The 14,824-nt window shown below is 62.7% G+C and carries 15 protein-coding genes; 4 read left to right on the top strand and 11 right to left on the bottom strand.

Translation table 11 applies throughout. The features are described 5' to 3' along the window. Window positions 1-72: 72 nt before the first annotated feature. Window positions 73-1,086 (top strand): patatin-like phospholipase family protein, encoded by a 1,014-nt coding sequence (locus EL191_RS11420; protein WP_041979402.1) that lies wholly within the window; start codon window positions 73-75, stop codon window positions 1,084-1,086. Here the strand turns inward: EL191_RS11420 and EL191_RS11415 are convergent, their stop codons facing one another. The 11 genes from EL191_RS11415 to EL191_RS11365 all read right to left on the bottom strand — a co-directional run bounded on the left by EL191_RS11415 (window position 1,087) and on the right by EL191_RS11365 (window position 10,679). Further along, complete coding sequence (locus EL191_RS11415) at window positions 1,087-2,172, bottom strand: AI-2E family transporter (protein WP_041979405.1); 1,086 nt, start codon at window positions 2,170-2,172, stop codon at window positions 1,087-1,089. 75 nt (window positions 2,173-2,247) lie between these two features. Next, the gene (locus tag EL191_RS11410) at window positions 2,248-3,051 is read right to left on the bottom strand and encodes a DUF4892 domain-containing protein (protein WP_041979558.1); all 804 of its coding nucleotides are present in this window, start codon (window positions 3,049-3,051) and stop codon (window positions 2,248-2,250) included. A gap of 127 nt (window positions 3,052-3,178) precedes the next feature. After that, entirely contained in the window at window positions 3,179-4,042 is an 864-nt protein-coding gene (locus tag EL191_RS11405) for an alpha/beta hydrolase (RefSeq protein WP_041979408.1), read from the bottom strand. Continuing rightward, entirely contained in the window at window positions 4,039-4,842 is an 804-nt protein-coding gene (locus EL191_RS11400) for an alpha/beta fold hydrolase (protein WP_041979410.1), read from the bottom strand. The genes EL191_RS11405 and EL191_RS11400 overlap by 4 nt, the downstream gene beginning before the upstream one ends. Before the next feature lie 98 nt (window positions 4,843-4,940). Continuing rightward, entirely contained in the window at window positions 4,941-5,573 is a 633-nt protein-coding gene (locus EL191_RS11395; RefSeq protein WP_041979413.1) for a LysE family translocator, read from the bottom strand. 45 nt (window positions 5,574-5,618) lie between these two features. Beyond that, window positions 5,619-6,422, bottom strand: a complete 804-nt coding sequence (locus EL191_RS11390; RefSeq protein ID WP_041979415.1) for an AraC family transcriptional regulator — start codon at window positions 6,420-6,422, stop codon at window positions 5,619-5,621. Window positions 6,423-6,480: 58 nt separating this feature from the next. Beyond that, window positions 6,481-6,924 (bottom strand): hotdog fold thioesterase, encoded by a 444-nt coding sequence (locus EL191_RS11385; protein WP_041979416.1) that lies wholly within the window; start codon window positions 6,922-6,924, stop codon window positions 6,481-6,483. A gap of 54 nt (window positions 6,925-6,978) precedes the next feature. Next, window positions 6,979-8,646 (bottom strand): AMP-binding protein, encoded by a 1,668-nt coding sequence (locus EL191_RS11380; protein ID WP_041979418.1) that lies wholly within the window; start codon window positions 8,644-8,646, stop codon window positions 6,979-6,981. 178 nt (window positions 8,647-8,824) lie between these two features. Beyond that, window positions 8,825-9,283, bottom strand: a complete 459-nt coding sequence (gene sixA, locus EL191_RS11375; RefSeq protein ID WP_013715424.1) for a phosphohistidine phosphatase SixA — start codon at window positions 9,281-9,283, stop codon at window positions 8,825-8,827. Next, complete coding sequence (locus EL191_RS11370; RefSeq protein ID WP_013715423.1) at window positions 9,280-9,627, bottom strand: DUF4389 domain-containing protein; 348 nt, start codon at window positions 9,625-9,627, stop codon at window positions 9,280-9,282. The genes sixA and EL191_RS11370 overlap by 4 nt, the downstream gene beginning before the upstream one ends. 29 nt (window positions 9,628-9,656) lie before the next feature. Next, window positions 9,657-10,679 carry an NAD(P)H-dependent glycerol-3-phosphate dehydrogenase gene (locus EL191_RS11365; RefSeq protein ID WP_017360809.1) on the bottom strand — a complete coding sequence of 341 codons (1,023 nt, stop codon included), beginning with the start codon at window positions 10,677-10,679 and terminating at the stop codon, window positions 9,657-9,659. Window positions 10,680-10,901: 222 nt separating this feature from the next. On the opposite strand from EL191_RS11365, the gene EL191_RS11360 reads away from it, so the two are divergent. From EL191_RS11360 to fabB, 3 genes are all read left to right on the top strand, one after another. Next, window positions 10,902-12,854 carry an ATP-binding protein gene (locus EL191_RS11360; RefSeq protein ID WP_232005527.1) on the top strand — a complete coding sequence of 651 codons (1,953 nt, stop codon included), beginning with the start codon at window positions 10,902-10,904 and terminating at the stop codon, window positions 12,852-12,854. 218 nt (window positions 12,855-13,072) lie between these two features. Continuing rightward, window positions 13,073-13,588, top strand: coding sequence for a 3-hydroxyacyl-[acyl-carrier-protein] dehydratase FabA (gene fabA / locus EL191_RS11355; RefSeq protein WP_013715420.1), 516 nt, complete (start codon window positions 13,073-13,075; stop codon window positions 13,586-13,588). Window positions 13,589-13,599: 11 nt separating this feature from the next. Further along, the gene (gene fabB / locus EL191_RS11350; protein ID WP_013715419.1) at window positions 13,600-14,820 is read left to right on the top strand and encodes a beta-ketoacyl-ACP synthase I; all 1,221 of its coding nucleotides are present in this window, start codon (window positions 13,600-13,602) and stop codon (window positions 14,818-14,820) included. Window positions 14,821-14,824 lie beyond the last annotated feature (4 nt).

The following is a 14,824-nucleotide window of genomic DNA, read 5'->3' as shown; positions in this document are numbered from 1 at the left end:
ATTCTAGCAAAGACTGCCTTGGCTCCGCTCCGCTGCCCGAGTAAGGTCGAAGCTCGACACGGAGAAACGTAGATGAGCAAGAAAGTAGCGCTGGTGCTGGGTTCGGGGGGCGCACGCGGCTATGCGCACATTGGTGTGATCGAGGAGCTGCAGGCGCGTGGCTACGAAATCGGCTGCATCGCTGGCTGTTCGATGGGTGCGGTGGTCGGTGGCATCTTCGCCGCAGGCAAGCTACGTGAATACCGTGAATGGACGGAGAGCCTCGATTATCTGGACGTGCTGCGCCTGCTCGATGTCAGTTTCCGTCTCGGCGCCATCCGTGGCGAACGGGTGTTCGGGCGAATTCAGGAGATCGTCGGCGACGTGGACATCGAAAACCTGGACATCCCCTTCACTGCAGTCGCCACTGACCTGACCAACCAGCAGGAAATCTGGTTTCAGGAGGGCTGCCTGCACCAGGCGATGCGCGCCTCGGCGGCGATTCCCAGCCTGTTCACGCCGGTCATTCAGGGCAAGCGCATGTTGGTCGATGGTGGCCTGCTCAACCCGCTGCCGATCGTACCGGTGGTCTCCAGCCACTGCGACCTGATCATCGCGGTGAACCTCAACGCCACCAACCAGAACCACTACCAGCTGCCGGTGATCGAGCGCCCCGCCGCCCTCAAAGGCCGCATCGATCAGTTGATGACGTCGCTCGGCTCACGTTTACCAAGTTTTCGCCGCAAGAGCGAAGACGAGGCCCTGCTGCTTGCCGAGGAGCAACGACTCGCCGATGACGTCAGCCCGGCTGCAGCGCCCAGCCGCAAGGACGATCAGGAGGAAGCGGCGCCGAAGTCCGCCAGCGGCTCACGGGTTGCCGAATTCAGCGGGCCGGCGTCGTTGCTGGAGCTGGTCAACCAGAGCTTCGAGGTAATGCAGACCTCATTGGCGCAGTACAAGATCGCCGGTTATCCGCCAGACGTTCTGATCAACGTGCCCAAGCGCGCCTGCCGCTTCTTCGAGTTCTACAAGGCGCCGGAGCTGATCATGCTGGGCCGGCAGATCGCTCGCGACACCCTCGATAAGTACGAACGCGAACGCGGCTGATCAGCCGCGTGGCTCCTCGCCCGGCAGTGGCTTGTCCAGCACTGTTTCGACCGGTGGCGTCTTGTTTGCCACCCAGTCGCTGAGCAGGCTGTAGGCCACTGCCAGCAAGGTCGGCCCCAGGAACAGGCCCATGAAGCCGAACGCCAGGATGCCACCGAACACGCCGAGCAGCACCACCACCAGCGGCAGGTTGCCGCCACGGCTGATCAGGTAGGGTTTGAGGATGTTGTCCACCCCGCTGATGATGAAGAAGCCCCAGACACCCAGGAAGATCGCCATGCCGATCTCCCCCTGCCACACCAGCCAGGCCACGGCCGGCCCCCAGATCAGCGGCGGAATCATGATGAAGCTGAAGGCGAAGGTCAGCAGACCTAGCACCAGCGCGCCCGGCACGCCGGCGATGACGAAGCCGATGTAAGCCAGCACGGCTTGCGCTGCGGCGGTACCGATCACACCGTTGACCACACGCTGCACGGTGCCGGCAACCAGCTCCAGATAATGATCGGCACGTTCGCCGATCAGCCGCTCCAGCAGGCTGTGCACGAACACCGCCAGGCGCGGTCCGTCACGATAGAAGAAGAACACCAGCACCAGGCTCAGGGCCAGTTCGACCATGCCCGCACCGATCTTCGCGCTGCGAGCCACCAGCCAGTTGCCAACCTGCCCGAGGTAAGGACGCAAGGTATCGAAGAAGGCGGCGCCCTGCTGGTCGATGGTGCGCCACAGCTCCACCAGGCGATCGCCCACCAACGGAATGCTGGCCAACCAGCTCGGCGGTGGCGGCAGTCCTTCCACCTGCAGATCTCTGATCAGGGCATTGGCGTCCTTGATGTGATCGGCCAGATTGAAGCCCAGCCAAACCAGCGGCACGGCCACCATGATCACCCAGACACCGGTCAGGATGCCCGCGGCCAGCGACATGCGACCATTGAGCAACTGCGTCAGCAGGCGCATCAGCGGCCAGCTGGCAAAGGCCAGCACCGCGGCCCAGAACAGCGCAGACCAGAATGGTGCCAGCACCCAGAGGCTGGCAGCCAGCAGGCCGAGCAGGAGAATCTGTACCAGCAGACGATCATTGGTGGCCATCGAGCGAAACTCCCTACGACGAAACGACAGAGCGCCCTTGCGGGCGCTCTGCTACGGGCAATTGCGGATGCTAGCTTAACGCAACAGGCGCACGCTCAGTGCCTCCTCGGCGCCTTCACCCAACTCCAGGCGCGCTTCGCGCACGCGCTGCTCGATCAGCGCTTCACGCCAGGCTTCGGCCTGGCTGCCGGCCAGGGTTACGCGCAAGGTGCTGTCGAGGTTCAGGCTGCGCGCCAGCACTTCCACCCAGGCGCTATCGGCCTTGGCATCGTCCGGCAGCTTCAACTGGCCATCGGTGCGCAGCTGGCGCAGCAGGGTCGCGGGTGTCGGCAGCAATACCCCCAGGGGCGCGTCGGCATCCAGCTGCTCGACGTGCAGGTAGGCACGGCGGTTGCCTCGGGTAATGCTGTAGAGCGCCAGCAGGCTTTCATGATTCGGTTCGGCCAAGCGCAACAGGGCATAGGCCTGCTGGTCGTCGGAGCCATACAGCGTGGCATTGCCGAACACCGCGTTGGCCCACAGGTTACTTGCCCCACACTCACGGCCCTGACACCAGTAGAGCAGCTCGGCGTCCTGCTGCAGCAGTGCTTCCCGCGCCGCAGTAAATACCTGATCGGCGCTGTGAGTGCGCGGCAGTTCGTAGGTCACTGCGCTGTGCTGGCCCTGCACGAGAATTTCACGCTCGTAACGCAAACGCCCGCTGATGCGGCGAATCGAACCCTGCGGATAGATGCGCTCGACATGGGACGCCTGCTTGAACGCAACGATCTGGCTGGCGGGGAAACGCGGCAGCACTTCAAGGTCACGGCTACCGGGTATGTCGGCCGCCAGTACGGTACCGCTGCAGAAGGTGGCCAGCGCTGCGCACAACAGCTTCATGCGCACCGTCATCGAGAAGATCCTTGTGCAGGCGAGGTTGCGAAGCAGTGGGTGGCGTGGTTGAACGGGTCGATCATGCGATCCTCCATGGCAGACCGCCACACCTTTCCCCAGGGCTGCAGGCAAGTCAAGAAATGCGCAGGAATGGATTGAAACAATCCGCTACACGTTGCGCGCCCGCCTCGTCATCCAGATGCAGATGGTGGCCACCCGGCAGGCGATGCACCTCGAACGGCAGATCCTGCAGCAATTTCTGCAGGGCCGGCTGCGCCCCCATCATGCCCTGCTCGGCCACTACCAGACTGACCGGGCACTGCAGCGCACGCACGAACGCCTGGGCATGCGCCCAACTCAGGCGCAGCGGCGACGGCAAGGTCAGGCGACTGTCGGTGCGCCAGGTGTAACCGCCCGGCACCGGCATCAGGCCACGCAGGGCCAACAGCTCGGCCGCCTCACGGCTGACGGCACCGACACCTTTCATCCGCGCCTCGACGGCGCGCGCCATCTCGGCATACACCGGCTTGCGCTTGTCGGAGAGCTTCTGCCTGGCACGCAATGCCTCGCCAAGCTTGGCTGGTGCCTGCTCGGCTTCACCGGTGTAGGGCACCAGACCATCGATCAACGCCAGTCGCGCAATCCGCTCGGGCATCGCGCCTGCCAGCAGCACCGCAGTGATCGCCCCCATGGAGTGCCCGAGAATGGAAAATCGCTGCCAGCCGAACTGCTCGGCGACTTGCAGCACATCGAAGGCGTAGTCCCAAAGCGCATAACCAGCGCCGGCCGCACGATGATCGGAGTGGCCATGACCGGCAAAATCCAGGGCGACGATGCGTAGTCCTTCGAGCTTCGGCGCCAGGCGTGCAAAACTCGCGGCGTTATCCAGCCAGCCGTGCAAGGCCAGCACCGGCAGCCCATCCTCCGGACCATAGAGATGCGCCGCCAACTCGATATGCGGGAGGCTCAGGCGGACTTCCTCGAAACCTACGTTCATGCGCTTTGCTCCTGATTGGCGCTCCAACGACCGAACAGCTGACGCAGCAGGTCGGCGGTGGCCTGCGGGCGCTCCAGCGGAAACATGTGGCCACCCGGCAGATGATGGTATTCGGCTCGCGGCATGCGCTTGAGCAGACGCGCATGATGCGGCAGCACGACGCGACTGTGACGCCCTCGAACCATGGCCAGCGGTACGGCAAGCTGCTGCGGCCGCCCCGGCGCGGTGTGCGGCACGCTGCGGTAGATGCTGATCTCGGTGGCAGGATCGAACTTCAAACGCAAACCCTGCGCTCCCGCTTGCAGACCGTGGCTGACATAAGCATCCAGACATTCGGGATCGAAACGCCGGAACAGGCTCTTGCCGGCAAAATAATTACGCGCTTCGAGCAGGTCGGCGAACGCTTCACGGCGCCCCAGCGTACGCCCGGCCGGGGTGATGCGATCGATGAACCCGAAGCGCTTGGCGGCACGGATCACCATGCGGTCGGCCAGGGTCAATACCGGCGAGTCGAGCATCACCACACCACGGTAGAGTTCGGGGCGCAGCAAGGCAGCGTGATAGTGCAGCACGCCGCCAAGGGAATGACCGACGCCCCAGACCGGCTCAGCGCCGCCCTCCAGGTGATGGATCAATTCATCGACCAGGTTGGACCAATTATCATTCACCGGAAAACGCGGATCGTGGCCATGCTGCGCCAGGTACTGCACCTGAAATTCAGGCGCCAGCGCGGCGAACAACTTGCCGTAAGTACCAGACGGGAAGCCATTGGCATGTGCGAAGAAGATCGGCTGCGGCATGCATCAAACTCGTAATACGAATAGGCCGAGATTCTCCGGCAGCCGCTGGCACGCGGCAATGACCGTAACGGCCATTGATGGCGGCGCAATGGTCAGCGCTATAACAGAAGCCTGCCGACAATGCTCACGGCGACCAGCAAAAATACCAGACCGCATAGGAAGTCGATGGTGGGCGCCACCTGCAGCAGCCGCTGGCGCATCAGCGGTCGGCTGAGGGTCATGCCGAGCAGCCCAAACCAGAACAGACTGAGACCGAACAGCAACGCGGCACAAGCAACCTTGCCCAGCAGCGACATGTCCGCGGGTACCAGGCTGCTCAGCAGCGCCAGGAAGAACACCAACGCCTTGGGATTACCCAGGTTGGTCAACACACCACGCAACCAGGGGCCGAATGCCGACGGCGCCAGCTCACTGTCCAGGCGCAGGCTCCCTGCCCCGCCCTGCCACCAGGCCTTGACCGCACCGATCCCCAGCCAGCCCAGATACAGAGCCCCTGCTACCTGCACTAGATCGAACAGCCATTCGGTGCGACTGAGCAGCAAGGCCACGCCGCTCAGTACAAGCGTGCCGTGCAGGAGAATGCCGCAGGCCAGGCCCAATGCGCTGAGCAGACCCGCACGCTGGCCCTGATGAAGGGAAGTACGCACCACCAGCGCCACATCCGGGCCAGGGCTGATGAGGGCCACCGCGAAGACGGCAGTGAGCGACAGCAAGACGGATGTCTCCTGCATGGTTGTTCTCCAGGTGATAGGAAGGGGGTTGAGGCTTTGCGGGTATCAGCCCTGGCGCAGGCGCGCAGGCGGCAGCCCGTAGGTGCGGCGGAACAGCCGCGAGAAGTGAGCCTGGTCGTAGAAGCCCAGGCGCAAGGCGATTTCGCTTAGCGGCTCACCTGCCAACACCAGCGGCAAGGCGCGTTGCAGGCGCAACTGGGTGAGCCACTGGTGCGGCGGCAGGCCGGTATGCTGGCGAAAGCGCCGCAGTGCCTGCCAGGGGCTCATGGCGCAGAACGCTGCCAATTCCTCCAGCGAGGGCGGATCGTCCAGGCGACTTTCCAGCCAATCACGCAGCCGCTGCCAGATGCGCTGATCGAAAACGCGATGCGGCTCGCTGACGCGCAATGTCGAGCCCATCTCCAGCAGATTGGCCAGTGCCTGCCAGAGCGCCTCTTCCTGGGCCAGCTGTGACCCTCCCAGCATCGCCGCGTGAAAATGCTGCAAGTGCTGCGCCAGCAGGGGATGACGCAAGCTGCTGGTGGTCAACCTCGGCGCCCCCTGGCGACCATCGCTCAGGGTTCGACTGGCTTCATCCAGCCAGAAGGGATCGAAGGCCATCACGCGAATGCGGTAGCTCTCTCCATCCAGGCAAGCGCCGTCATGAATTTCTTCCGGCGCCATCAGCAACACATCCCCTGCCCCGACATGCCGGCGCTCACCACCATAGGCGTAGCGATGCTGCCCCTGGATCAGCAGGCCGACGTGGTACTCCAGATGAAAATGTCGGGGAAAGGCAAAGCGGCGATATTCCGCGTCGATCAGGCGAACGCCGGGCAAGCTGCTCTGGATGTGAGTGATCTGGTCCATGGCGCGTACTGTAGCGCCATGGATCGGACAAATCTTGGATGAAATTGCAGGCGGGCACTCACAGTTTCGTTGGCTGATCGCCCAGCGGCACGATGGCCATGGTCAGCCGTGAAATACAGTTGGCCTTGCCGTCGTCACCGCTTAGGCGAATATCCCAGACGTGCGTGGTTCGCCCCAGGTGCACTGGCCGTGCAACCGCGTGCACACGCCCGCTGCGCAAACCACGCAGGTGGTTGGCATTGACCTCCAGACCGACGCAGTAGAAGCGACTGTTGTCGATGCACAGGTAGCTGGCGGTCGACCCAAGGGTTTCCGCCAGCACCACCGAGGCACCACCGTGCAGCAGACCGTAAGGCTGATGAGTGCGCGAGTCGATCACCATGCTGGCGCTGAGCGATTCGTCGTCGAAGGATTCGAAACGGATGTCCAGCACCTCGCCGATGCTGTTTTTTAAGGTCGCGTTGAGTGCATCGATATCGGGCGTTCGTTGCCACAGTCCCATGGATACGTTCCTTGTGCGTTGAACACAGGGCCGGTCAACCCGGCCCATTCAGGCTCAATCGTGCCAGAGCACGGCTTCGCTGCGCTGTTGCCACTCGGCGAAACGCTCGCCATAAGTGCCCTCGATCACCGCGCGTTTGATTTTCAGGGTCGGCGTCAGGAAACCGTTCTCCACTGCCCAGACCTCCTTGACCAGTACCAGGCCTTGCAGCCGCTCATGATGATCGAGGCAACCATTGACCTCGGCGAGCAAGGCCTTGAGGCTGTTCTCCAGCTCATCGCGACTGTCATTGGCCGCTTCCTGACGCCCTACATCGGATAGCACGCACAGGGCTATGGGCTGCGGCAGGCCGTCGCCGACCACGCAAACCTGCTCGATGCGCGAGTGCTCGCCAATGCGGTTTTCGATCGGCGCAGGCGCGACATACTTGCCCTTGCTGGTCTTGAAGATTTCCTTGATGCGGCCGGTGAGGCGCAGGTTGCCTTCGGCGTCCTGCTCGCCCTTGTCGCCGGTGCGCAGGAAGCCATCGTCAGTCAGCGTCTCGGCGGTCTTGATCGGGTCCTTGTAGTAACCCTGCATGGTCGCGCCGCTGCGCACCAGGACTTCGCCATCCTCGCCGATACGTACCTCGACGCCCGGGTTGTTCTGGCCGATCCAGCCCTGCTTGAACTTGCCCGGCAAACACACGTGGGAATAACCACAATTCTCGGTCATGCCATAGACCTCCTGGATCTCCATACCCAGACGCCTGTACCAGTTGAGAAGCGCCTCGGGCACCGGTGCTGCGCCGGACAGCGCGTAGCGAATCGCATCCAGACCAAGCCCGGCGAGCACCTTGCGGCCGATGAAACGGCCGATGATCGGCAGCCGCAGCAGGCGATCCAGCTTCTGCGCTGGCATCTTGCTGTACACGCCCATCTGGAACTTGGTCCAGATGCGCGGCACACCGAACATCACGGTCGGCCGGGCGCGCTTGAGGTCTTCGAGGAAGGTGTCCAGGCTCTCGGCGAAGAAGATTGTCTGCCCGGCATAGATCGAGGCCAGCTCAACGAACATGCGTTCGGCCACATGGCACAGTGGCAAGTAGGAAATAAGCCGGTCGTCCTCGCCCACCCCGAACAGCTTGATGGCGTTGCTGGCGGCGAAGCCAAGGTTGGAGAAGTTGTGCATCACCCCCTTGGGCGTACCGGTGGTCCCGGAGGTGTAGATGATAGTGGCCAATTGGTTGGCGGCAGGCTTGGGATCATCCTGGATCGGCGCACTGCGCTGCAGGTCGTCCCAACGGTAATCGAAGTCGCCATGTGGATGCAGAGGCAGGCTGACAGTCGGCATGCCCGCCGGCAACCCAGGCGCCATCGAGGCCCAGTCATCGAGTTTGCCAACGAAGGCCAGAGCCGCCTCGGAATGCTCCAATACCTGGCGCATGGAGCCTGCGGTGAGGTTGGGATAGAGCGGCACCGAGACGTAGCCAGCCATCCAGATACCCAGATCGGCGACGATCCAGTGCGCGCAATTCTTGGAAATGATGGCGATGCGGCTGCCCGGCGGCAGTTCGCGGCTACGCAGCCAGTTGGCCACGCGACGAGCCTGTTCGCCGACATCGGCCCAGCTCAGTTCGAGCAGTTGGCCGCCCCCCAAAGGTTGCACCATGTAGCGTTTGTTCGGGTGCCTTGCTTCACGTTCGTAAAACAGCTCGAGCGGCAAACGGATTGCATCAGCCACAGGGCTTCCTCCTTTGTTGTTTTTGTAGGAATCAACCAAGCACTTGCTTGGTTGACTATTCCACGCTGACAAAAGAGGCGCAAGTTAAGAAATGTTTCTCGTCTGGATACATTTGCCGGATCGGCGCAATACGAAGACGGGACACCCATGGCAGCACAGCCGCGCTAAGGGTAGAAGCTCAGCGAGGATGGATCAGTGCCAGCAGCTCCATCAGCCCTGCGGCCGGGATATCGCCCTCTAGCTCTGCCAGGCTCGCCGTGCGCATGGGCAGCGGGTCCTGACGGTGGCCATGCACCAGCAATCCACCCAGCGCACCGATCAACGGCTGGTGGCTGACCAGTAGTACCTCAGCGCCCTCTCGTTCATCGAGAAATTTCAGCGCATCACGCGGGTCACTGTCCGGCGTCAGCCAGGGTACGGTGTTGATCTTGCCGGCAAACCCCAGCGCGCTGCGCACCAGCTCGGCTGTCTGCTGCGCACGCACATAGGGGCTGGCGATAATGGCGGTCAGCGGCCGACCGATGAGCTGCGCAGCGGCCTGCTGCACCTCCTTGCGACCGTAGGCGGTAAGCTCGCGAGCGGCATCGCTGGCAGCGTGCGGCTCGGCCTCGCCATGGCGAAGCAGCCACAGCCTCACAGCTTCGGCTCCTCGTCGCGCACCGGGTGCGGCGCTGGTGGAATGCTATGGGCGGTTTCACCTTCCGGCGCGCGCGGCGTCGGCCAATCGGCGAACGGCCAAGGTTTCTCATCGGTATTGAAAGTGCCGAAACGGCCGATCTGTGCCAGGTACTGGCTAAGGCTATCGCCGAAGCCCAGCAAGCCGGCATTCGGTGCGCCGTAGAACAGGCGGTAGCCCAGCTGCAGCAGCACTACGGCACCGAGCAGCAGCTCGGCCAATTGCCAGACGATGAGGAAAATCACCATCCATAGAACGCGCAGCAGAATCGACTCGCGCTCCAACTCCTGCTTTTCGTCGCTCATGACTCACTCTCCTTGATTGGCTGCAAGGTTCAGAAACCCGCGGTGGGGATGAAATCAACATCGGTCTTGGGCTCGCCACGCATCAGCAGTTCAATGACCTGAGCCAGCGTACGCCCCTCGAAAAGGATGGCATGCAGGCCGGCGACCAGCGGCATGTAAACCTCGAGCTCTTCGGCACGGGCCTTGAGCACCTTCAGCGTATTGACCCCCTCGGCGACCTCGCCAAGGCGCTGCACCGCCTCCTCCAGGCTGAGGCCTTCGCCCAGAGCGAAACCAACCTGATAGTTGCGACTCTTCGGTGACGAACAGGTGACGATCAGATCGCCGACACCGGCCAGGCCGAGGAAGGTCATCGGATTGGCACCGAGCTTGACTGCGAACCGGGTCATTTCCGCCAGCGCACGGGTGATCAGCATGCTCTTGGTGTTCTCGCCCATACCCAGCGCTGCCGCCATGCCGGACATGATGGCGTAGACGTTCTTCAGCGCTCCACCGAGCTCGACACCGAAACGGTCGGCACTGGCGTAGACGCGGAAGGTCCGGCCGTGCAGAGCCTGCTGGACGCGCAGACAGAGTTCTTCGTCCTCACTGGCAATCACCGTCGCGGTCAAGGCGTGGTCGGCCACTTCCTTGGCCAGGTTCGGCCCGGACAGCACGCCAATTCGCGCATCGGGAGCGATCTCTTCGAGAATCTGGCTCATCAGCTTGAAGGTCTTGGCTTCGATACCTTTGGTGGTGCTGATCAGCATCTTGCCTGCCAATTGCCCGGCCACCGGCTGCAGGGCATCTCGCAGAGCGCTGGAAGGCAGTGCCACCAGTACCAGCTCGGCCTGCTGCAGTGCCGCGCCAAGATCACTGGTCGGTTCAATGCCGCGATGTAGCTTGACGCCCTTCAGATAGCGCGGGTTTTCGCCGCTCTGACGCATCTGCTCGGCCTGCTCAGGATCGCGCATCCATTGCAGGACACGCTGGCCGTTCTCCGCCAGCAGGTTGGCCAGGGCGGTGCCGAAGCTGCCGCCGCCGAGGACGGCAATGGGTTGGGGCTGAGTCATAGTTCTTCCGAATGAGGCCATGCATGATGGCGGTCTGCGGGCATTATACGGAGCCGAGAGTACCCGGCCAGGGCAAAAGTTCAGTGACTGCCGCCCGTTGACGCGAGCAGATGAGAATTACCGCAGAGTGCGCGCGCCTTACGCTGGCAAAGCGCGACGGGTCGGTTAACATGCCGGATCGACGTTAATTGCCAAGGACGATTCGTGCCCACAGGCAGCCCCTTGCCCCCGCCCTGCCCCTCTCGGGAGCCGCAGTCCGCCAGGGACGGTACAACCACTGGCCAGCGCCGTGGCTGGAACATTCATACCCGCACCCAGCTGATCAGCGTCGGCCCTGCACTGCTGCTGACCCTGCTGCTTACCGGTTTTCTCACCTTCACCCGGTTGCAGGACCTGCGCCAGGAGCAGGGCCACACCGGTCAATTGATCGCCAATCAGCTTGCGCCGGCCACCGAATACGGGGTGCTCAATGGCAACCTGGACACACTGGAAAGCCTGTTGCGCGCGACCTTGAGCACCCCCGACGTGCGTTTTGCCGAGGTACGTGACCGCGACGACAACATTCTGGTCTACGTCGAACGGCCCAAGGAGCAAGGCCACAGCACGCCTCAGGTGGAGGTGTTTCAGGCACCGATCCACCTGCAAGGACCGCCTGGCGTAGGGCTAGCCATGCCGCCGCGGGGCAAGGTGATCGGCGATGGCTATCTCGGCCGCGTCGTCGTGGGCATGTCCAACGACACCTTCAATACCCGCCAGCAGGAAATTCTGCTCAAGGCTGGCGTCCTCTCGCTGTTCGCCCTGCTGCTGACCTTCCTCCTCGCCCGCCGCCTGGCGCGCCGCCTCGCTCAGCCGCTCAGCGCCATGGGCCAGGCTCTGGAACGCATCCAGAACGGCGACTACCGACCTTCATTAGTCGAGCGAGGCAACGACGAACTGACCGATCTGGCCAGGCATATCAACAACCTGGCCTGCGCACTCGAACAAAGTGGCCAGGAACAGCAGCAGGCGATTGCCGAGCTGATCCAGGCGCGCGAGGAGTCGGAGCAGGCCAACCGAGCCAAGTCGGACTTCCTGGCCATGATGAGCCATGAATTGCGCACCCCCATGAACGGCGTACTGGGCATGCTGCAGTTGCTCGAAACCACCAGCCTCAACGACGAGCAGAGCGAGTACGCGGCCCTGGCGACCGAGTCCACCGAGCACCTGCTCAAGGTGATCAACGATATTCTCGATTTCTCGCGCATCGAACGCGGGGCACTAGAACTCGAAGCGATTCCTTTCAACCTGCTGGAGCTGTTGCAGGGCTCCATCCAGGTATTCCAGCACAGTGCCCAGCAGCGCGGCCTGCAGCTGTTGCTGGACGACCAGCCCGGCCTGGAACAGCTGGAAGTGCGTGGCGACCCCACGCGCATCCGGCAGATCCTGGTCAACCTGATCGGCAACGCGCTGAAGTTCACCGAAGAAGGCCACATCCGTGTGGAAACCCATTGGCAGCCACTGGACGACCAGGTGTTGTGGTTCACCTGTGCCGTGCGCGACAGCGGCATCGGCATCGATGGCGAACGCCTGGAACATATGTTCGATGCTTTCCAGCAGGCGGATACCTCCATATCCAGACGCTACGGCGGTACCGGTCTCGGCCTGCCGATCGCGCGGACCCTGGCCGAGCGTATGGGCGGCACGCTGCGTGCGGAGAGCCAGCTGGGCACGGGCTCGGTCTTCACTCTGGAAATTCCCCTACCATTTCGCCCCTACAGCGAGCAGGTGCAGAGCAGCGACAATCAAGCCCTGGGCAGCGGCGATGGCCAGGCCGTGCTGCTGGTCGAAGACAATCCCGTGAACCAGACGGTGATCGAGGCCATGTTGCGCAGCCTGGGCTATCAGGTCAGCCTGGTCGGCGATGGCCAGCAGGCCGTGCAAAGTTGCAGCCAGCAGGATTACGCTGCAATTCTCATGGACTGCAGGCTGCCGCTGATGGACGGCTACGAAGCCACACGGCAGATTCGCCAGCTCGAGCAAGGACGGCAGGTACCGATCATCGCCCTGACCGCCAACGCCTTGCAGGGTGATCGCGAAGCCTGCCTTGAAGCGGGAATGAACGATTACCTGGCAAAACCGTTCAAACGAGCAGATCTGCAACGCATTCTGCTGCGTTGGTTGCCAGCCCGACCATAGGCGAGTGGCACCGATGACAAGCGGGCGTTACAAGGAGAAACTGCTGGTTCTGTGACAATGCAGAGCCAGCGGAGTACAACTGTACTCACTGCGCTGTGACTTTCACCACAACGCAACAGTCTATGACTAGGCTGCCGGCAGACGCCCCCTATTTTCAGGCGCGCCGGCCAGGACGATTCGCCCAGCCTTAGAAGCATGGGGACAATTGAGGAGCTCGCATGACAAAACAAAACGCCTACTCTCGGGAAGATCTGCTCGCCTGCGGCCGCGGCGAACTGTTCGGCCCCGGGAACGCGCAACTGCCCGCCCCGAACATGCTGATGATTGATCGCATCGTTCACATTAGCGAGACCGGCGGCAAGTACGGCAAGGGCGAAATCGTCGCTGAGCTCGATATCAATCCGGATCTGTGGTTCTTTGCGTGCCACTTCGAAGGCGACCCGGTCATGCCAGGCTGCCTCGGCCTCGATGCCATGTGGCAGCTGGTTGGCTTCTATCTGGGCTGGCAAGGCAACCCAGGCAAGGGCCGCGCCCTGGGCTCGGGCGAAGTGAAATTCTTCGGTCAGGTTCTGCCGACCGCCAAGAAAGTCACCTACAACATCCATATCAAGCGCACCATCAACCGCTCACTGATCCTCGGTATCGCCGATGGCACCGTAGCCGTCGATGGCCGCGAGATCTACAGTGCCGAAGGCCTGCGCGTTGGCCTGTTCACCTCTACCGACAGTTTCTGAAGGACTTGCACATGCGTCGTGTCGTGATTACCGGTCTGGGCATCGTTTCCTGCCTGGGCAATGACAAAGAAGCCGTTGCCGACAGCCTCCGCGCGGGCAAATCCGGCATCCGTTTCAACCCGTCCTATGCCGAAATGGGCCTGCGTAGCCATGTTTCCGGCTCGGTCAACCTGAACCTGGAAGAGCTGATCGACCGCAAGCTGTTCCGTTTCATGGGCGACGCCGCCGCCTACGCCTACCTGGCGATGGAGCAGGCGATCAAGGACTCCGGTCTTAGCGAAGAGCAGATCTCCAACCCGCGCACCGGCCTGATCGCCGGTTCCGGTGGTGCATCCACCGTTAACCAGATGGAAGCCATCGACACCCTGCGCGAGAAAGGCGTCAAGCGCATCGGCCCATACCGTGTGACCCGCACCATGGGCAGCACCGTGTCGGCGTGCCTGGCCACTCCATTCAAGATCAAGGGCGTCAACTTCTCCATCTCCTCGGCCTGCGCTACCAGCGCACATTGCATCGGCCAGGCGATGGAGCAGATCCAGCTGGGCAAACAGGACGTGGTCTTCGCCGGTGGCGGTGAAGAAGAGCACTGGAGCCAGAGCTGCCTGTTCGACGCCATGGGAGCCCTCTCCACCCAGTACAACGACACCCCGGAAAAAGCCTCGCGCGCCTATGACGCCAAGCGTGACGGTTTCGTCATCGCCGGCGGTGGCGGCATGGTCGTGGTCGAAGAGCTGGAACACGCCCTGGCCCGTGGCGCCAAGATCTACGCAGAAATCGTCGGCTACGGCGCGACCAGCGACGGCTACGACATGGTCGCCCCGAGCGGCGAAGGCGCCATCCGCTGCATGCAGCAGGCGCTGGCTACCGTCGACACCCCGATCGATTACCTGAACACCCACGGCACCTCCACCCCGGTCGGCGACGTCGCTGAAATCCGCGGTGTACGTGAAGTGTTCGGCGACAAGGCCCCGGCCATCAGCTCGACCAAGAGTCTGTCCGGCCACAGCCTCGGCGCCGCCGGCGTGCAGGAAGCGATCTACTGCATGCTGATGATGGAAGGCAACTTCATTGCTGGCTCGGCCAACATCGACGAGCTCGACCCGGAAGTGGCCGACATGCCGATCCAGCTCACAACCGTCGAGAACGCCAAGCTCGACACCGTGATGAGCAACAGCTTCGGCTTCGGTGGCACCAACGCCACCCTGGTGCTCAAGCGCTGGGCTGGCAAGTAACTGC

It is taken from the genome of Pseudomonas mendocina (genome assembly GCF_900636545.1).
GTDB lineage: Bacteria > Pseudomonadota > Gammaproteobacteria > Pseudomonadales > Pseudomonadaceae > Aquipseudomonas > Aquipseudomonas mendocina.
The sequence above is the reverse complement of the archived record's forward strand: the minus strand, read 5'-3'. Positions and strand labels throughout refer to the sequence as shown.